The organism is Fervidicoccus sp. (assembly GCF_049967375.1).
In the GTDB taxonomy this organism is placed as follows: Archaea; Thermoproteota; Thermoprotei_A; order Sulfolobales; family Fervidicoccaceae; genus Fervidicoccus; species Fervidicoccus fontis.
In genome coordinates, this window is record NZ_JBMFSV010000024.1 from 1 (window position 1) to 18,363 (window position 18,363).

The following is an 18,363-nucleotide window of genomic DNA, read 5'->3' on the forward strand; positions in this document are numbered from 1 at the left end:
CCTTCAGCTGCGGAGGAAGGATGCTGATATCGCTTATATCGTTTGAGATGCTCTTCAACTTGTCGAGCACCTTGTAATAAACTGCCTCTTCCATGAGCCTTTGGAGCTCTGCTCTTTGAATGTAAACCATTCCACCGCTTATAAGCTGGTTGGAGAACCTCCACTTCTCATCGCCTTCCAGCCTCTTCCCAAGCCTCATATAGTCAAAAATTGTTATGGAAAAGGTAAAAGATTTTCTCTGATCCCCTCTGCTCAGCTTTCTTATCGGAATGACCAGAGGTTCTGCTAAAAATCTCACGCCGATCTTCAGATAATCTCTTGCAATCTTAATCATCGTCTCCTCATCAAACCCGTTGAGCTCCTCTCCGAAAGACTTAGCTATCGATATTGAGAATCTGTTCATAAGCCAGTTGTCCTTCACAGATGAAGTGACGATCATAGCGCTGTAAAGGGAAACCGCCTCCCTTTTCAGATTCTTCTCATCCCTTTCGAAGCTGTATGACTCTTTCTCAATTACAGAGGAGATTATCTCTCTTATCCTCGGAATGGCTCCGTGCATTTCTATTATATCTATTAAGCTCATTCCCTGCGGGATCCCCTCATACGACCTGAGATATCCTATAGGATCGTCGAGAAGGAAGGAGTACCTGAGCAGCCTGAAAATAGATCTTCCTGAAGGCATGTCATTCATCGCTTAAAGCCATTCATAAATGCCGTATGTTAGGAAATTTCAAGGGATCATATAAATTTAGTTCTCCCTCTAAAAAACCTTTTTTCTTTTTAAAAATAAAGGAAATGCATATAGAAAAAGCTAGAGCAGCAGGATCTCGCGCTTCTTTTCAAACACCTCTGATCTGAACGGAGAGGATGAGGCCCCAATGTTTCTTGACTTTAGAGCGCCCGCAGTGACCGCAAGCTCCAAGCTCTCTTCTACGCTTCTAGTCTCTATTAGGGCGCAATTGAATACAGCATCGAACGCGTCGCCCGCTCCAGTGGTGTCCACATACTCCACCTTTTTCAGGATTCTAGAAGTTCTTTTGCCCTCGTAGAATGCTTCTGCCCCCCTTTCGCCTAGCTTCAATGCCACGATCGTCTTCCAGCTCATATCGTAGAGGAAATCTGCAAACCCATATCCCCAAACATTCCTTGCGAATTTTTCATTGAGGAAAAGAACGTCTACAAGCCCCGTGAATTCGCCAATCACTTTTTCATACTCTCTGCTTTCTGTCCCCGGATCGAGAGAAAAGATGGGGCTCTTTAGAACACGCTTCTCCTTAATCTTTTTAATTGCGCCGAGAGCAACGGAGCTCTTTACGCTTGAAAAATGGACGACATCAACCGAATTTATTTTTTCAACCGAGCGAGCTATGTAATCATCATCCAGCAAGTTATTGACCCCCCTGTATGAGATGATCCTCCTCTGCTCGTTTGGGAGGTGTATTATGTTCGAAACTCCCGGGGAGCCCTCTTCTACAATCTTTACATTATCGATCTTAACCCCGTTTTCGATCAGGTATCTGAAAAATCCCAGCGATGAGAAGATGGGTGTAGTTATGCCGATTAAGTAGGAGGTGTGTCCAAACCTTGAAGCTGCCACAGAATAATTCAGCGCGCCTCCTCCCGCCCCTATGAAGAGGCTTTTCGCCTTTACGGAATCATCTTCAGCGGGAAGCTCAGGCACGCTCGAAATTATGTCGATGTTCAGATTTCCTACCGAAACATGCACTCCGAACTTTCCAGAACTGCCGGATTTTAAAAAACTCTTCATTACTCTTCACTAAAGCCGCATCTTATCTTTGAGGAGGAGCGAAGGATAGAAGCTCCTCTTCCCGCTGTTTCTCTTGAGCTCATCCCACTCGCTCAGTATTTTTACAGCCTCGTCTGCGACCTTCACAGCATCATCGACTCCAGCATTCGGCACGAACTCGTTAGTCACTCTATTTGCTATCACGGCGCATATCGAAGAGGCCCTAGCTCCGTATATGTTTGCCATCGTGAATATCGTGGATGCCTCCATTTCGAAGTTCAATACGTTGAGCGATTTGAGCTCTGAAATTATCGACTTCGCCCAAGAGTTCATGAAGTTTTTATAACCAGGCCTTCCCTGCCCTAGGTAGAAGCTGTCGGTAGACGCAGTTATCCCAACCCAATACCTCTTATTTAGGCTTTCCGCTGCCTCTACTAAAGCCAAAAGAACCTCATAGCTTGATACCGCTGGGTACTCAGGAATAGCATACTGCTTGCTCGTTCCATCAAGCCTCACAGCTCCGCTCGATATGATGAGGTCCCCGATCTCTATCTCTTCCTTTATCGCTCCAGTGGTCCCCACTCTGATGAATGTGTCTGCCCCCGCTCTGAGCAGCTCCTCTATAGCAATAGCTGCGCTCGGACCGCCTATGCCTGTAGATGTCACTGAGATTTCAGCCCCCTTGTATTTTCCGCTGTATGTTACATACTCCCTGTGCCTTGCTATAAACCTCCACTCATCCCAGGTCTTCGCAATTAATTCCGACCTCTCAGGATCTCCAGGCAAAAGAACATATCTGGCGACATCTCCCTGGGATATGCCCAGATGATAGAGCTTTCTTCCATCGGTCGTAGGAGAATCCGCCTTAATTTTTCCCCCCTCCAAAGAATTCACCTCCTCGTTTTATAAGTTTCCTTTTTGAACATATTTCCTATTTGATAGTAGACGTTCACTTCCTCAATTGCATCCTTAGGCAGCTTTGTGTAGTATAAGAGCGCTCCTCTGGGCTCCAGCTCCTTGTTTTTGTCTATCGTCTCAGTTATCTGCTTCTTCAAATATCTCTGCTCTTGGCTTATTTGATCGAGAGGAGTTACCGTTATGTAGTATACAAGCTCAATCTTCCATACTATGATCTTGTCGCTTCCTGCATTGACGATTTTTAAGAAACCCTTATCGCTGAGCTCGATATTAAGCAAAAGCTTCACCTTCTTTTCGCTCAATTACGGCTGAAAAAGCCATAGGATCAAGAGTGAAAACCAACTAATAATTCTTTGCGATCTATTATTATTAAAAATTTTCCACAAGCTGAATTCATAATTTTTCGAGGATAGACTTGAGCTCAAACAGATCCTCAACTACATAGTCAGCTCCAGCCCTCAAGAGCTCCTCTCCGGACTTGCACCCATTTATCGTTATCCCTATGCTTATGCACCCGTTCTTTGGACCTGCAGATACATCATCCACATAGTCTCCTACCAAAATGCACTTACTGAAGCCTCTATGGTTGTTTATTATCTTTCTGACGGCGTCATCTTTAAGGAAGGGCTTATCACTATCGTAAATTTTCAGCGTATAGACCTCGCTGACGTATTTCGAAAGAGAGAAGTACTCAAGCTCCTTCAAGACCTCATCCCCATCTACCCCTCTTCCTGAGAGGACCACGACTATACCCCTTTCATTCAAGAACCTCAAGAGCTCCTCGGCTCCATCTATTGGCTTTATTTCGCTCCTGTCTTTAGCATAGTACATCTCTTTGAAATCCTTCCAAAAATCTTTAGGATAATTCTTGTAGTTATCTAAAGAGTTCGTGCAGAACTTTTCGTAGAAATCCTCAAAACTGATATCTTCATTGAAGTACTTCTTTAAAAGCTGGCTATATACTCTGTAGAATACCTTTAAGCTGTCTATAAGGGTCATATCAAGGTCCAAAATGTAGAGAGTTTTCTGCATTAAAATTTTACCTCTAAACCCTTATCCTTCAGAGCGAACATGAAAAATTACACATCTTCTTTTAGGTGTTATTTCCTATTAAAGCTTATTTGATCAGCTTGCAATGTGATGATGATCAGCCCCGACCACAAAGCAATAGAGTTCTCTGTGCGATCAAGAAGGATCCATTCACTTTCCAATCTTCTTCAAGAAAAAGTGTTCATGAATAGATGCGGGAAAGACGCTACACTTCAGAGCGTAGATAATGTGAGCACTAAAGCACAATGTCCATGAAGTCTACAGGCAGGGGCTTGTTTTTGCTCACGTATTCATCATACTTCGAGGAGAGGAATTCCATAAAAGTTGGGCACATGTCGAACTTCCCATCCCTGTCGCATGTCTTTCCGAGCCTTATGAAGCACTTTTGGGTTTTCTTGTCAAAGTAGGGGCATAGCTTGTGATGCTTTTTCGCCGATTTAATCATTTTTTGGATCCATTTGTCCTTTTCACTTGACCCTTGCGCATCCTTGCTTCCAGAAAAATCGATCACTTTGAACCACCTCAAACGATCAAAAATTTTAATATCTAAGTCTTTTATTAATGTTAGCAGTAGTCAGTTATATATTTTAACCCTACTGGAAAAGCCTGATGATGAGGCTTTCAAGGTTCGAGGCAAATCTGTCGATGAGTTCCGAACCCGCGTCTGAAGAAGAGGTGGTTTGCAATTCCCTGTCCTTTCTTTAAAAATGGTATGTGCTACAGTCCCCTCCTCCCGGAGCCGAGGGCTGATATCGTAAAGAAAGGCATTTGCGACGGAGACGAGCTCTCCTATTCAAGGTGCAAGTACTATACGAAGGTATTGAAGGATGAGGGAAAGAACGAGGAGTATCTAATTCAAAAGTACAGACCTGATCCTATGCTTAACATGGTCTCATACGAGCCCAAATCGGGCTGTGAGTTCTTTAAAGTTGTGAAGAGCAAAAACGGCTATGTCGTATTCTGCGATGCCCTTCAAAGATATTTGACAAAGCATGAAATAGAGCTCTGCATGAAAGATTTTGAGAGGTGCCCAATTAGGAGGGTTCTAAGTTTAAGGGTCTAAAAATTACTCTTCTCCTTGTTCCTCAAAGAGACTATGCTTGATTCTATATCGCTTATTGCAGTATTGACCATTTTATTTATATAAGGAAGGACTGTCTTCTGTGAGGAGTAAACCCTCAGCTTCATCAATTCGTTTAATGCATCTTGCATAGCATAAATGGCCAGCATCTCCTTGGTTTTTACGACCAGATTTTTAACAATGTTCAGCTTCATTATGGCTACATCTAAAAGCTCTTTTGAGTTCACAAAAATGTTGTCGCTAGAAACGCTTCGGGACGCTCTTGGCTCCACATTCTTTAAAGCGTTCTCTAGTAAATCGAGATAGTAGTCTATTTTTGCCTCAATTTTCAACAGCTCATACCTTTCTTCAAATATCTCCTGCAAATTGCTCCCCTACTATTTTTTTATGAAATAAAGAATACTTAAAAGGGAAACCCCAAGCTCAAATTACAACTGAAATCCTCGCAATTTTATAGAAGGGATGAAGGTTTATAAGATTTGGTAGCGCTCTAAATGGACCTCTCGCCCTCTAGAGTGTGAGGAGATCAGAACGGATCTGGCATTTTTTAGTGCGGAGAAACTGATTTTTGAGAAAAAATCAGGTTTAATAACTAGCCATTTGCAATTTTTAGTTAAAAATATTATCAATAAAAGGTTTATTTGAATCAGTTGAGCAGGTGTTGCTTGATTTGAGCAAAAGTCAGAAGTCAGTTAAAACCGGTGCATCATTCATCGAAAAGCTATACTCTCACAAAACTTTAATATCTCTTGCGATAGTAATCGCAATCTCTGCGGCTGCTTTTTACATAAGAATGCTCAGGGTCTTCAAATATGGCTACATGCTGGATGAAGCAGATCCTTTTATTGCATACTACGCGACTAACTATATGGTTCAGCACGGGATATCTTCATGGTACTCTCTAACACAGAGCAATCCCGCCATGCAGATATTTTGGTACCCATGGGGAAGGGACTTGGCATATTCTGACTACCCGCTCTTTATGATGCTCGCCGCTCTTACATATCCCATAGGGAAGCTATTTGGCCTGAGCGTTATGCAGTGGGTAGTTATACAGCCTCCTATTGCCGGCGCGCTTATAGCTCTGTTTTCATACCTGCTTGTAAGAGAGGTCACAGGCGAGATGGCAGGGATCATCTCAGCATTCATGGCAGCTGTTCTCCCAGGAATGCTCGACAGGACAATTGCAGGATTTTTTGTAAAGCTCGGAATGGTTCAACCTCTGATAGTGCTGGCATTTCTATTCCTCGTGCTTATGTTTAAGGAAGGAGAATTAAAGCGAAAAATTATTTATACCATTACTTCAGGAGTTCTAGTCGGCCTTGTAGCTTGGGACTGGGGAGGATATCAAGTAGTTGACCTTGTAATAGGAACTTTCCTAGTTTTTTACCCCCTTGCAAAGGAGCCTGAGATCAGAGAATTCTACTCCATTTGGCTCTTTACAGCAGTAACCCTAATTGTCCAGCTTCTCTCTCCCCCAGTAGGTCTGATGAGCATAATAAAGGGCTCAGGACTTTTCATAATAGGTGGAGGCATCGCATATACCTTCTCATTCCTTCTGCTCAGGTACTCTAAGAAGATTGCTCTCCTCAAGAAGTACTCATGGAGAAAGATATATTCAGGTTTTCTAGTGTTCCTAGCTGTCGTAGCAGTAATAATGCTTTACTTCAACTTCTTCAATATTTCCGGAAGGGCTTATTACTTCATTGGACTAAATACAAACAACGCACTTGTGGCTTCAGTTTCAGAGCACCAGGAAATGACATTGAGCGGCTTGATAAGCGAAGTGGGGCTCTCCTTCATACTTACAGTCTTTTACATAGTCTACGGATTGTTCCAGTCGAGGAAGCAACCGCTTCATATGTTCTTCATCGTCCTCGCAGTGTACTCAATAATCATGGGGTTTAAGGCCTCCTACCTTCTCATGTTCGTTGCGACTTCCTTCAGCATTACAGGAGGCATTGTGGTAAATCTGATATCAGACAACTTGGTCAAAGCTTTCGGTCTTAAGGAGCTGAAGGTTGAGAGGAAAAAGAAATCTCAAAAGGTCAATAGAGACAGCATTGGGATCACTATTTGGTCCGCTGCCCTCATTGTGATAGTTGTCATAGGATTCATTCAAATGAGCACGACTATAGCTTATGCACAAACTCCCCCGCTAATTCTTTCGGGAGGGATTGGGATGGCGAGGGAGAATGACGCTTGGATATATACGCTAGACTACATCAAAAATGACACTCCTGCGAACAGCGTTATTTTAACGTGGTGGGATTACGGCTACTGGATACCGGTCATGACCGGAAGGGCTACTGTGGCGGATGGAGCAACGATAAATCAGACGCAGATACAGCTCCTCGCGACAATTTTAACCAGCGACAACATTTCAGAAATAGATAACATAGCTTTCAATGAGCTGCGAACTCCTCAGAATGCCACGTATGTCCTCACATTTGATGTCTTCGAAGCATATAAGCAGAGCAGCAATACCTGGGTCGTTGGGCCGTACACCAGCATATACTCAGGCTCTGAAGGGCTCGCGGATATTCCAAAGTCTATTTGGATGCTGAGGATAGCTGATAGAGTGAACTTGACTGGATATTCGCCTTACTTTGCAGTAACTACAATACCTTACCAAGGAAGCTATTATCCGGTTATTGGACCTAACTGGACGAATCCTCTCGTTCAGAGCACTTTAATTTACAAGATGATGATAGACGGTGTATATATGCTCAATAACACAGATATTGTAGCTGGGACGGTCAATAATTTAACGGGCAATGTAGAGTTCATGGATTATGCAACGGGCAACATCATTCCTTATCATCCACTTGACGGTCTCCAGCCTGTGAAGATAATAACTGACAGCATTTACAGCAATAATACTACAAACATATTTGTTGCAGTATTTCTATATAAGCTAGGCTGACTTTTTCCAAACCATAAGTCGGGTTTTACGTTATTATTGTCTTCCTGAAAATTTTTTTATCATCTTCCATTTAGCAGTAAAGGCTGGAATTTAGCGAAAAATATTTTTGATAATTGTTGGAAATATTAATTATACAAAGTAAGCTTGAAATTGCTGTGCTGTTAATTTAAAAATTGGTAAAAGGATTTTCAATCGTGAAATTCGTTTAAAAATTATAAAAATTATTTGGAGAGCAGTGGAGATCTCGGCATGAAAAAGGATGAGTGCAATTGGACTGCTTTATATGTTAATTATTCAAGCAAAATAGCATTAGAAATTGCGGATCAGATACTAAATGAAGCTCGGGAAATAGGTGAAGAAGTGAAGATCATATATCGAAAAACAGGCCTTCTTGAATATGATGGCTATAAAGTAGAAAGCAAAAAGCCATGCAGGCTCATTATAGTAGGTGGAGATGGGACTCTCTTAAATGCTCTTCAGGATGAGACCAATCATGACGCGATCATTGCGACTGTTGCGGGCGGGAGGAGAAATTTCTATTACGACGCCTCATCCATTCAAGGAAGAAGCATACTGAAAAGACTCTTGAACGGGGCATATGTCGAGCAGAAGGTCTGGGGATTAAAATTGGAAATGGGAAGGAGAAAGCACTTCTTTTTTAACGATGCGGTTATAGCTTCGAATCATATGAAAGTAATTGAGCTAAATGTCTTCATAAATGGGAGGAAGCTATACGAAGTTGCTGGTGACGGCATCATTATCTCAACATCATCAGGCTCTTCTGCCTACAATATTAGCTGCGGAGGTCCGCTGGTTGACTTCTCTCACCCTTCCATACTCTTGAGTCCTTTGAATTCGACTATACTCTGGAATAGGCCCGTTGTTTTGGACTATTTGTCTTCAGTTGATATAGAAATAAAGAGAAATATCGAATATTCAAAAGTGATTTTAGACGGAACAAAAGTTTTAGATCCTGAGGAGAAGATAAAAATATACATGTACGAGAAGCCAATTAGGTTTGCTCGCTTTGAGCGGTTGCAGACATATGAAAAAATCTTCAGATTTTAAAACTGTTTATATATTCGACACTGGCGCATTCCTGACAGGACTGCACCTGTCATTTCCGTTCCAAATTTATACAGTGAAGGAAGTTGTAGATGAAGTGAAAGATTTTGAAAACAAGAGCAAGCTGGAATATACCTTATCAGCGAACAGAATAATTATTGAAGAAGTAGAAGACGACCTTAGTTCATTAAACAAGAAGCTCAGTAAGGCGTTAAGCAAAGCGGACAGAAAGCTCATAAATCTCGCGCTGAAGAAAAAAGGCGAAGGTTTTAATGTTGTTGTGTTCACAGATGATTACAAAATTCAGGAAGCGCTCCTCTCTGTCGGCATAGAGTTCAAGCCAATTAGATATAGAAGTATTAAGAGATAATCATAACAAAAGACTTATTATTCCATATGTTGAATTTAAAACATGTACCCATGCAACTTCTTGAAGCATGGGGAAGGGGAGCTGTGAGCCCCCCAGGAAGAGCAAATGACGGGAACGGCATAAAGCCTTCTCTAGATGCTTAAAGCCCTATAGAGGGTAGCTCACGCAAAACATAACGGAAGGTATGAACTTTGAGTGAAGAGAAAGATATGGGCGAAGAGCCCCAAAATAAAAAAATAATGGATTTAAAACAGGGCGAAAGCTCTGTTAGTATAAAAGCCCGAGTTCTTGAAACGGGCGATACAAAAACAATAGAAACGAAGAAAGGAACAAGAACAATAAGCGAAGCGATACTGGGAGACGACACCGGAAGAATAAAGGCGACTTTTTGGGGAGATAAAGCGGGAAGCGTGCAGGAAGGACAGGCTGTAGAAGTTAAAGGCGCATGGACAACGAGCTTCAGAGGAAAAGTGCAGTTGAACGTAGGATCGAGCTCAGAGGTGTCCCAAATAGACGATTCGGAAGTACCACAGAAAGATGAAGTCCCAGAAAGCGAGCCGACCGCCCCAATGGAAGATAGAGGATATGGAAGCAGAAGGCAGGGCGGAGGAAGAAGGGACTACAGACAGGGAAGGAACTATCCTCGTAAGAGAGAATGGTGAATATAACAAATGAGCTATGCAGAATTGAAGAGCAAAAAGTTCACGCATAAAGGAGAGGAAACTGGTGCTACTGAAGATACGTTCTATGTAACGGATGAAAATCAGGTCACATATGAGATGTCCGCTGCAGTATACTATATATGGAAAGTTTCTGACGGAACTAAGAGCTTGGAAGAGATCGTAAAGCAAGCAAGCGAGGAGCTTAACATGCCGGTCAATGAATTGGAAGAGCCTATTGCAATGATAATTACCAAGTTACTCGAGAGCAACTTACTAGCAGAAGTTAAATAAAAAAACATAAAAACCCAGTTCAACATAAAATAATATCGGCGGGTAAAAAAAGCGGGGTAGGGCAGCCAGGTAGCCCGCGGGAGGAGCAGAAAGCTTTTCTGCTCCCGCGAAGCTCATAAAAGGTTGCCCAATGACATTTGAGAAACCCCGAGGTCGGTGGTTCAAATCCACCCCCCGCTATCTTTCGGGGGACCCGCCGCCAAAATTTTTATATCTTTAAGATTTTTTCCCTCATAAAAGAAAAGCAGGATTTTCTCAACTCTTCATTTTCCAGTAGTTTGCTATAGTTTTCGCAGTTTCTTTTAAGAACGGAATAACCGTAATAATCCTTTATGCCTTGAATATGAAGAACAATGTCGCTTTTTCTATCGAATTTTATCTCTTTTTTTATTTTTTCCTCTAATTCTTTGCACAGATCCTTCTTAACCCCTCTTACTTCACAATTTACATACTTTACTGAGATCTCCGACTTTTTCAGTACTTTTAAGAGTTCATCTGAGCTCAACAAGGGGTAGATCTTCATAGGATAAGAGAGAACGCTGCTTATCAAGAGATTATAGGCGAAATACGGCGAATCAGTGAAAAAAAGAACAACCCCCCCATAGACGGCCTTTCTTTCTTCAAACTTGACGTTTTTCAGAATGAAAAAGCTCAAGACCTCATTTATCAGCTCATTCTCGCTGTTTATTTTCGTTGTTATGAGAATCAAATTCACTCGCTCCTCCATCTGCAGATATCTGCTAGAGGACAGAGATCGCACTTTTCCCCTTTCGGTCTGCAGAACTTCCTCCCTACGTATATTAACTTGTAGTGGGCTTCTTTGAGCAGATTTCTATCCAAAACTTCCCTCCAAAATTGGCTAACTTCTTCATAGTCCATTTCTTTATCCAGAAGCCTTTCAGTAACCCTCTTTATGTGCCTGTCAACTGGGAAGAGAGGCATGTTGCAGTATACTGATAAGAAAAGATCTGCAGTCTTCTTTCCAATTCCCTTAATTGAAGTTAGCTCTCTGCGTGCCTCTTCAGGAGGCTTTTTGCACAGATTTTTTAGGAAGAGCTCATCTTTAGATAAAAATCCAGCTAATCTCTTTATAGTTTCTGCTTTAGATTTATACAACCCAGAAATTCTGATTATTTCCTCCAATTCACCCAAACTCATTGAGTTCAATTTCCGAAAATCGAGCCCTCTTTCTACCAAATTCAAAAAAGCTTCAATTGCATTTCTATCGTTGGTGTTCTGGCTCAGTATAATTGAAATTAAAAGATAAAAAGGATCGTCGAAATTCTTACTGACCTCTTTGACTATAAATCTCTGTCCTTCCTCTAAGTTCAGATCTCTTAGAGCTTTGTTGATCTTTTCTCTTAAAAAATCATTAGTGTCTTTTTGCATAAAGCTTCCTTTTTACTCAGTTACTTCCCAGAGTGTGAATGGAGTCCACATCAGCCAAGCTGGCGCGTTCTTGACGAATTCATAAGCTTCTTCCCATCCGTTTAGCCCGATTTCCTTCGCCAGCTCCTCAAGGGTCATTTGAGTGTACACGTACTTTCTCAATACCTTCAAAAGCCTCTCGTCAATAGGTATTTCTCTATCCTTTACTTTTACCACACTTATAGATCTTACCTTATTTTTCGTTTCGCTCATTTACATATCACCTTCCATTTGGTATGAGATAAGCAAGCATGGGGCCGCCGGGATTTGAACCCGGGACCACCAGCGTTCCAGGTTTTGTCATATCGGGGTTCCTCCCCAGGCTGGCATCCTACCAAGCTAGACGACGGCCCCCCAGACACTCTTATTTTTTAAGAAAAGAGTTTAAAAGTATTTATTAATATATTTCCTTCTAAACTCCTTCAAAAACGAAAATTGAAGCGGACTTTCGCGTCCTTTTCCTTTTAAATCTATAGCATAAACTATTATTATTTAGGCGAAAAAAACCATGTCCGCTATTGATAAGTTTGGTAAAAGATGGTCTCCGCAAGATTCAGAAGGCATGTGGTCTAAAATTAAAGACAGAATAGTTCCACCACCTCCTGTCAGATACAGAATAACAATGGCATTGTTCAAAATTAGGATTGAAAAGAACAAGCTTGAATACACACTCAATAAGCTTCAGGAAAGAGCAAACGGCCTGTTTGAAAAAGTGGTAGACGCTCAGGTTAAAAAGGACAGCGAAAGAGCTGCGATGTATGCAAACGAAGTTGCAGAAGTAAGGAAAGTTGCGAAGACAATTATGAGCTCAATATTTGCTCTAGAGAGGATCGGATTGAGGCTAGAGACAGTTAGAGATGTGGGAGATCTGGTAAGCGCGATGGGACCAGTAGTAGGAGTTGTAAAGGAAGTTAGAAACAACTTGATGGGCATAATGCCAGAAGTAGCATTTGAGCTTGGAGAGGTCGACGAGATACTTCAGAGCACAGTGACTGAGCTAGGAGAATTCACCGGAATTCAGATGAACAACATCTATGTAACTGATGAAGCAAAGAAGGTAATGGAGGAAGCTGCCACAATTGCAGAGCAGAGAATGAAGGAGCAGTTCCCAGAGCTTCCTGGAGGAAGCATGAACCTGCCAGCGCCGCCATCTGCCAACGCATCTGACAAACACTAACAAAAATTAATATTTTATTAAAACAGTTTTTTGTTTATTTTTTATTTTCTGAGTCAGCAGCGTTTTCATATCATTGCATGAGCTCAAAGCTTTTAACCTTCATCATTCTAAGAATTGAAAATTTAATTTTTAGATAAAAAACCTTCTCCCAGCAAACTCGGAGTATCCTGAAAGCAGGGATTCAATTTCGATGAGTCTGTTGTACTTCGAAGTCCTCTCTCCTCTGCATGGTGCTCCTGCTTTTATTGCTCCATTCCTCAGTGCAACAGAGAGGTCTGCGATAAATGGATCGTCGGTCTCTCCGCTTCTATGGCTTACAATAGCCTTTATGCCAGAATGCATGGCCATTTCTGAAAACCTTATGGTTTCTGTTAAAGTGCCGATCTGGTTGGGCTTTACTATGACCCCAGACACGCTCCCTTTTTCTAAAGCCTTTTCGAGCCTTTTTGGATTGGTTGTTAGAAGGTCATCCCCAACCACGAGAACCCCCTTCTTTCTTAATTTTGAATTAAGCTCAGAGAAGCTTTCAAAATCTTCTTCATAGAAGGGATCCTCTATGCTTTTAACAGGATGAGCATCGATCAGCTTAAGATAGAATTCGAGCAATTCATCTTTTCTGTAATTCTTTCCGTTTACCGTATATACCCCTTTTTCCTCGTTGTAAAAGTTGCTCGAGGCAGCGTCAATAGCTATGTAGAAGTTGTCCCCGACTGCGTAACCTGAAGCCTTTATAGCGTCTTCCAGCAGGATCACTGCTGCTTCAGGATCTCTTATTGGAGGAGTAAATCCCCCCTCATCTCCTACAGAAGTGTGGATTCCGCCGTACTTTTCTTTAATTATCTCCTTCAGTTTGTGATAGACCTCTGAAGAAGCCCATATAGCATCTTTAAATGTATCAAACCCTACTGGAACGATCATGAACTCTTGGAAGTCGAGTCCGCTACTTGCATGCTTTCCTCCGTTTATTATATTCAAAAATGGAACTGGGAGGATAAACTCACCGACTCCTCCCAAATACGAATACAGCTCTTGAGAAGTAAGGATTGCAGCCGTCCTTGCAACTGCTAAGCTCACACCAAGCATAGTGTTTCCTCCTAATTTGCTCTTGTCTTCTGTACCGTCTAAAGACATCATTATCCTGTCTATCTTCTGTTGCTCCCTCACATCTTCTCCAACAAGGGCTTGAAGGATATAGTCTTTCACTGTTTCAACTGCCTTTGAAACACCCTTTCCTCCGAGCTTTCCGATCCCGTCTCTCAGTTCTGCAACTTCATGCTTCCCTTTTGAAAGCCCTGATGGAACGTTTGCGCACCCTCTCGCCTTTTTTGTTGAAACGCATACCCTTAAAGTGGGATCTCCTCTAGAATCAAGGATCTCATAAGCGCTAATTTCTGTGATTGCGAAGTCTGAAGAGTCTATCATAAAAATCACCTTTAGCTATAAAATGCAATTAGGATTATAAATGTTTTCCTAGTTAACTTTTCTTTCTTCATTTTAAGGGAGGATAAGTTTTCATTCTCTTCGCCAGAGATCCTTTTTGTAAGGGCGGGGTAGTTCACTTTGGTGTAAAAAAGAAAATTAATTATTTTCAATTTTTGATCATAATGACTTGGAGGTATTGTGATTTGGTAAAAAAAGAGAAGAAGCCAAACGTTTGTCCTAGGTGCGGTACAGAGGTTCCAAATCCAACAAAAACTTGGAACTTTGTTTCCCCTCTACCAGATGATAAAGGTAGGATCACAATAACAGTTATGGGATCATATAAGTGCCCTAACTGCGGATATAGTTGGAAGGCCGCTATTTCCAAGCTTAAAGTCGGAGGGGGAGAAGTCGAAATAGATGCAGGAGGGAAGGAGAAGAAGATAGCGGGGGAAGCTCCAAAGCAAAAGCCTGAAGAGATTGAGCTGGATTTAGAGGATATCATCAATGAAGACGATATTAATGAAGAATAAGCATGCGTTTATTTTAAAATTGCCGCTTTTTGCAAAAACGCTCATAATAAACTCAGTTGTGTATGAGCCCCCTTTCTAAATTTTTTCCTTCTTCAATGCTAGAAGATAAAACTTTGCTGAAGTATGGCTCTGAGAGTATATTTAAAAGGAGATCCTCGATTTCATCTGTGCCTGAGGCATTTGAAATTTTATTCGCGCTTATCCTATATTCATTTATTTTTACTTCATTTTCTTCAGGAGACTCTCCAGGAATGAGGACTGTAGTAAACTCGGTTTTAAGACCGTATTTCAAAGCGATGCCCAATACTGCTTCCTTCAGCATCCTCTCGGCCTTAACGCCTGAGATAGAAAAGTCTCTATAGAGAGTGATCTTGTTCATATGTCCACCTTAAAATATAGTTATATAATGGATAGGATTTAAAAGGAAAAAAGCGAAAGAGTTTTTACTCAAACAGCTTTTTAATGTTTGATTCGTAGTCTTTCTCAACAATCCCTTTTTCCGTTACTATTCCACTTACCAACTCAGGAGGGGTCATATCAAAGGCAAAATTATAAGCGCTCGTGCCCTCCGGTGCAATCCTCAGCTTATTGAGCACAGTTGTGACCTCGCTTTCGTCTCTGTTTTCAATGATAACGTCTTCAGGAGAAGTAGTTAGGTCGAATGTTGATGTAGGGGCCACAGCGTAAAATGGGATCTTGTGGTAGCTTGCAAGTACCGCGATGCCATATGTTCCGATCTTGTTTATAACGTGACCTGTCCTAAGAATTCTGTCTGCCCCGACAAATACCTTGTGGACCATTCCCTTCATCATTACTATTCCGACCATGTTATCTGTTATCAGTTTGAATGGTATGCCTTCTTTCTTGAGTTCCCAGGCCGTTAGCCTAGCCCCCTGAAGAAGAGGCCTCGTCTCAGTCGCTATAACTTTTATTTTCTTTCCATTTTTCCAAGCCGTTTTTATCACTCCTAAGGCAGTCCCGTGCCCTGCTGTAGCAAGGGATCCTGTATTGCAGTGTGTGAGTATCGTATCTCCATCCTGTATCAGCTTTTCTCCGATTTCCCCCATCTTCAAATTGTTTTTTATATCTTCAATCTGTATTTTAAGCGCCTTAGAGAGGAGCTTCTCCTTTATTTCCTGAGGACTGAGGTCAATGGACTCGTAGAAAGTCTTCTTCATAATGTTTAGAGCCCAAAACAAGTTGTACGCCGTAGGTCTCGTATGAGAGAGGATCTCTACAGCTTTTTCTATGTTTTTCATCATTTCATCTTTATTGTTAGGAGAGTTGTAGGCAACCATCGCAACTGCGAGGGCAGTAGTAACACCTATAGCGGGTGCTCCCCTTATTTCAAGCCTTTTTATTGCTTCAGCTACTCTATATATATCGCTTGACTCAACATATCTTTCTTCCCAGGGAAGAGATGTAACATCTATCCATCTTAGCTTTCCATCCTTCCACTCTATAGGAACGATAGAAACTTCTTTTAAGACTTCTTGAAGCTCTTTTTTAACAGAATCTAGCTCACTCAAAATACTCACCTTATAGGCTAAAAATATTATCTGAATCTTTATTTAAATATATTTGCTATAGATTTAGTACTCTTTGCCTGTATTTATTTTGTTTAAATAATGAAAAAATACTAAAAAATAAGTAGATACTTTTTTATAAGTTTATGTTTCTAAAACTTCTTGATCGGCTATGTCCAAAAAGATAACGCTTCTTGAGGCTATAATGCTTGGAATTGGCGGAATGTATGGAGTAGGTATATTTGTCTTTCCCGGATCGACTGGAAGGCTGAACGACGGGTTGGACTTCCTTGCTTGGCTAATTACGGGCATTATGATGATTGCAGTTGGGCTTGTTTATTCAGACATGTCCTCCGCATTTGAGGTCGATGGCGGTCCCGCAGTTTATCCATTTGAAGTATTTAAGAAAAGAGCATTATCTAAGTTTTTATCATTCTACAGCGGCGCAGGCTTTTTCGTTGGATGGACCATTGCCATAACTATATGCGCGATAACTTCTCCTTATTATCTGTATTATATATTACCGATTTCTCTAAACTATTCTATTGTGACCTCTCTCATTCTGATTTTTTTCGCAACTTTATTAGTCATTTTTGGAGTGAAATTAAGCGGAAAAGTAAACCAAATCTTGACGTTTATTCTTCTAGCAATTACACTTGCTTTCACAATCGCTGTTTTTTCATATTCTGGACTCTCCATACATTTATCAAATAACTACAAATTCGACATAAGCAAATTTCTTGCATCCATTGGAATTATAATCGGTGCATATGGAGCGTGGGCTTCAATACCGAGCGTTTACAGCAGCGTTGAAAATCCAAAAAAGAACGTCCCGCTGTCTGTCGCAATATCGATCCTTTCTGTAGCTGCCATCTACGTTCTTATGGTGATGTCGCTCCATAGCTTGATTCCGTACAATGAGTTTTTGAACAATCCCGAAGTGGCATACTCACCTTTTTCTTATGCGTCCATTCAGCTGGAAAAGCTCACAGGTATAAAAATATTCACATATTTATTTTCGCTTTCCGCTTTATTGGCGATTTTCACGACCATGATCGTGGGTTTCCTCTCCCTCAGCAGAGCCATTTACGCTATGTCTGAAAAGGGGATAATACCTCAAAAAATCTATGACATAGACTCGAAGAATGGAAGATACATCCTGTCAACTGTGATTATAAGCTTAACTTCTTCGCTCTTCTCATTATTTCCACAGTATTTCTATAAGTTCATGGTAATTGGTCTAGTAGTAGGAACGAACATTCCCTACGCTATAAATCTAATCTCATATATATACTTTAAGCATAGTTCACCTTCAGGCTTTCTGAGCAGAAGAATAGGAATCTTTTTAGGAATAATGTCCTTTAGCATCATAATCGTTTCATCATATGCTCTTTCTCTTCAAGAAGTTAAGGCATCCGCTATAGCTCTCTCTATCCTTTTTGTTGCATATGTTATATATTACTTTTTTAGGAAATAAAAAACCATAATGAAATTATATTTTTCATATTTTAGAGGAATTTGTAAATTTGAAAGATAAAAACATTTTATTAACTGTAAGATCGGCTTTTTCACAAATTATTATAATCAAGTTTTTTATAATATAAGTAAACTATAGCTTCGTATTATTTATATAAGTCTGTAAGTAATGCTCTAAAGGAGGTATTTATCAAAGGCAAAAGTGTAAATGTTGTATTAAGCACAGGTCATGAAGAGGATATAAAAATAGCAAGTGAAACTAACAGTACAGACGTAGTTGCTAAGGTCGTTGATATTTATGATGATGTAGCAATTATAGAAAGATATTAGAAAGCAAAATGATCTATGAAGTTACTCTAGTTATTTAAAATTAATATTTTTTATTTGCCTTACAATTTTTAATGAGAGATATGGATGTTAAAATGCATCAGTTTTCTTCAATAGAAGAGAAGTCCTTGCATAAAACATATTCGCTGTTGATTATTTTGAACCCAAATGCAATCAACGCTTTCAATAATGAAGCTTTAGAGGAATCCACCGGTATCCGAATTTTCATTTTTGGCTTTAAGGTTATTTTGGTTTTTATAGCACTTGCTATTGTTATCAACGAATCAGTAGCTTTATAATAAGAAAGCGCTAATCTCTCGATTACAACTTTATTTTTATCTATATGCGCCCTTGCTACTCCTATAAG

The 18,363-nt window shown here is 40.7% G+C and carries 24 protein-coding genes and 2 tRNA genes; 11 read left to right on the forward strand and 15 right to left on the reverse strand.

Annotation, left to right across the window (positions count from 1 at the left end):
* The 5 genes from ACP5SL_RS04990 to ACP5SL_RS05010 form a co-directional block, all read right to left on the reverse strand.
* The coding region (locus tag ACP5SL_RS04990; protein WP_428228273.1) for a hypothetical protein at positions 1-682 on the reverse strand (682 nt) is incomplete at its 3' end.
* A gap of 129 nt (positions 683-811) precedes the next feature.
* Positions 812-1,768, reverse strand: coding sequence for a carbohydrate kinase family protein (locus ACP5SL_RS04995; protein WP_428228274.1), 957 nt, complete (start codon positions 1,766-1,768; stop codon positions 812-814).
* Between the two features lie 9 nt (positions 1,769-1,777).
* Entirely contained in the window at positions 1,778-2,641 is an 864-nt protein-coding gene (gene udp, locus ACP5SL_RS05000) for a uridine phosphorylase (protein WP_428228275.1), read from the reverse strand.
* On the reverse strand, positions 2,638-2,943 hold the full coding sequence (locus ACP5SL_RS05005) for a hypothetical protein (protein WP_428228276.1): 306 nt from the start codon (positions 2,941-2,943) through the stop codon (positions 2,638-2,640). The genes udp and ACP5SL_RS05005 overlap by 4 nt, the downstream gene beginning before the upstream one ends.
* 115 nt (positions 2,944-3,058) lie before the next feature.
* Positions 3,059-3,697 (reverse strand): HAD family hydrolase, encoded by a 639-nt coding sequence (locus ACP5SL_RS05010; protein WP_014557260.1) that lies wholly within the window; start codon positions 3,695-3,697, stop codon positions 3,059-3,061.
* 108 nt (positions 3,698-3,805) lie between these two features.
* Between ACP5SL_RS05010 and ACP5SL_RS05015 the strand changes: the two genes are divergently transcribed.
* A complete protein-coding gene (locus ACP5SL_RS05015; protein ID WP_428228277.1) occupies positions 3,806-3,970 on the forward strand; it encodes a hypothetical protein in 165 nt (54 codons plus the stop codon).
* Here the strand turns inward: ACP5SL_RS05015 and ACP5SL_RS05020 are convergent.
* Positions 3,951-4,241: a hypothetical protein gene (locus tag ACP5SL_RS05020; RefSeq protein WP_428228278.1), complete on the reverse strand. Its 291-nt coding sequence runs from the start codon at positions 4,239-4,241 to the stop codon at positions 3,951-3,953. The two genes, ACP5SL_RS05015 and ACP5SL_RS05020, sit on opposite strands and share 20 nt — an antisense overlap.
* Positions 4,242-4,427: 186 nt before the next feature.
* Here ACP5SL_RS05020 and ACP5SL_RS05025 point away from each other — a divergent pair, with 186 nt between their 5' ends.
* The gene (locus ACP5SL_RS05025) at positions 4,428-4,778 is read left to right on the forward strand and encodes a hypothetical protein (RefSeq protein ID WP_014557262.1); all 351 of its coding nucleotides are present in this window, start codon (positions 4,428-4,430) and stop codon (positions 4,776-4,778) included.
* Here ACP5SL_RS05025 and ACP5SL_RS05030 read toward each other — a convergent pair.
* Positions 4,775-5,161: a hypothetical protein gene (locus ACP5SL_RS05030; RefSeq protein WP_428228279.1), complete on the reverse strand. Its 387-nt coding sequence runs from the start codon at positions 5,159-5,161 to the stop codon at positions 4,775-4,777. The two genes, ACP5SL_RS05025 and ACP5SL_RS05030, sit on opposite strands and share 4 nt — an antisense overlap.
* Before the next feature lie 305 nt (positions 5,162-5,466).
* Here ACP5SL_RS05030 and ACP5SL_RS05035 point away from each other — a divergent pair, with 305 nt between their 5' ends.
* The 6 genes from ACP5SL_RS05035 (at position 5,467) to ACP5SL_RS05060 (ending at position 10,290) form a co-directional block, all read left to right on the forward strand.
* Positions 5,467-7,722, forward strand: a complete 2,256-nt coding sequence (locus ACP5SL_RS05035) for an STT3 domain-containing protein (RefSeq protein ID WP_428228280.1) — start codon at positions 5,467-5,469, stop codon at positions 7,720-7,722.
* A gap of 249 nt (positions 7,723-7,971) precedes the next feature.
* Complete coding sequence (locus tag ACP5SL_RS05040) at positions 7,972-8,790, forward strand: hypothetical protein (protein ID WP_428228281.1); 819 nt, start codon at positions 7,972-7,974, stop codon at positions 8,788-8,790.
* Positions 8,768-9,157, forward strand: a complete 390-nt coding sequence (locus tag ACP5SL_RS05045; protein WP_428228282.1) for a hypothetical protein — start codon at positions 8,768-8,770, stop codon at positions 9,155-9,157. The genes ACP5SL_RS05040 and ACP5SL_RS05045 overlap by 23 nt, the downstream gene beginning before the upstream one ends.
* A gap of 191 nt (positions 9,158-9,348) precedes the next feature.
* On the forward strand, positions 9,349-9,819 hold the full coding sequence (locus ACP5SL_RS05050) for an OB-fold nucleic acid binding domain-containing protein (protein ID WP_014557268.1): 471 nt from the start codon (positions 9,349-9,351) through the stop codon (positions 9,817-9,819).
* 9 nt (positions 9,820-9,828) lie between these two features.
* Positions 9,829-10,110, forward strand: a complete 282-nt coding sequence (locus ACP5SL_RS05055) for a PqqD family protein (protein ID WP_272985105.1) — start codon at positions 9,829-9,831, stop codon at positions 10,108-10,110.
* A gap of 50 nt (positions 10,111-10,160) precedes the next feature.
* Positions 10,161-10,290: transfer RNA gene (locus ACP5SL_RS05060), tRNA-Met, on the forward strand.
* Positions 10,291-10,318: 28 nt separating this feature from the next.
* On the opposite strand, the gene ACP5SL_RS05065 is transcribed toward ACP5SL_RS05060, so the two are convergent.
* The 4 genes from ACP5SL_RS05065 to ACP5SL_RS05080 form a co-directional block, all read right to left on the reverse strand.
* Positions 10,319-10,825, reverse strand: a complete 507-nt coding sequence (locus ACP5SL_RS05065) for a hypothetical protein (protein WP_014557270.1) — start codon at positions 10,823-10,825, stop codon at positions 10,319-10,321.
* Complete coding sequence (locus ACP5SL_RS05070) at positions 10,822-11,499, reverse strand: endonuclease III domain-containing protein (protein WP_272985810.1); 678 nt, start codon at positions 11,497-11,499, stop codon at positions 10,822-10,824. The genes ACP5SL_RS05065 and ACP5SL_RS05070 overlap by 4 nt, the downstream gene beginning before the upstream one ends.
* Before the next feature lie 12 nt (positions 11,500-11,511).
* Entirely contained in the window at positions 11,512-11,751 is a 240-nt protein-coding gene (locus ACP5SL_RS05075; RefSeq protein ID WP_014557272.1) for a hypothetical protein, read from the reverse strand.
* 39 nt (positions 11,752-11,790) lie between these two features.
* Positions 11,791-11,892: transfer RNA gene (locus tag ACP5SL_RS05080), tRNA-Pro, on the reverse strand.
* A gap of 154 nt (positions 11,893-12,046) precedes the next feature.
* Here ACP5SL_RS05080 and ACP5SL_RS05085 point away from each other — a divergent pair.
* Complete coding sequence (locus ACP5SL_RS05085) at positions 12,047-12,715, forward strand: Snf7 family protein (protein ID WP_014557273.1); 669 nt, start codon at positions 12,047-12,049, stop codon at positions 12,713-12,715.
* A gap of 129 nt (positions 12,716-12,844) precedes the next feature.
* Here the strand turns inward: ACP5SL_RS05085 and eno are convergent, their stop codons facing one another.
* Positions 12,845-14,137: a phosphopyruvate hydratase gene (gene eno, locus ACP5SL_RS05090; protein ID WP_014557274.1), complete on the reverse strand. Its 1,293-nt coding sequence runs from the start codon at positions 14,135-14,137 to the stop codon at positions 12,845-12,847.
* A gap of 182 nt (positions 14,138-14,319) precedes the next feature.
* Between eno and ACP5SL_RS05095 the strand changes: the two genes are divergently transcribed.
* Complete coding sequence (locus tag ACP5SL_RS05095) at positions 14,320-14,667, forward strand: chromatin protein Cren7 (RefSeq protein ID WP_193803440.1); 348 nt, start codon at positions 14,320-14,322, stop codon at positions 14,665-14,667.
* Between the two features lie 52 nt (positions 14,668-14,719).
* Here ACP5SL_RS05095 and ACP5SL_RS05100 read toward each other — a convergent pair whose 3' ends face one another.
* Positions 14,720-15,046 carry a hypothetical protein gene (locus ACP5SL_RS05100; RefSeq protein ID WP_014557276.1) on the reverse strand — a complete coding sequence of 109 codons (327 nt, stop codon included), beginning with the start codon at positions 15,044-15,046 and terminating at the stop codon, positions 14,720-14,722.
* Between the two features lie 64 nt (positions 15,047-15,110).
* Complete coding sequence (mtnA, locus tag ACP5SL_RS05105) at positions 15,111-16,205, reverse strand: S-methyl-5-thioribose-1-phosphate isomerase (RefSeq protein WP_193803442.1); 1,095 nt, start codon at positions 16,203-16,205, stop codon at positions 15,111-15,113.
* A gap of 160 nt (positions 16,206-16,365) precedes the next feature.
* Here mtnA and ACP5SL_RS05110 point away from each other — a divergent pair, with 160 nt between their 5' ends.
* On the forward strand, positions 16,366-17,670 hold the full coding sequence (locus ACP5SL_RS05110; RefSeq protein WP_428228283.1) for an APC family permease: 1,305 nt from the start codon (positions 16,366-16,368) through the stop codon (positions 17,668-17,670).
* Between the two features lie 426 nt (positions 17,671-18,096).
* Here the strand turns inward: ACP5SL_RS05110 and ACP5SL_RS05115 are convergent.
* Positions 18,097-18,363 (reverse strand): hypothetical protein (locus ACP5SL_RS05115; protein WP_428228284.1); only part of this gene is annotated, 267 nt, incomplete at its 5' end.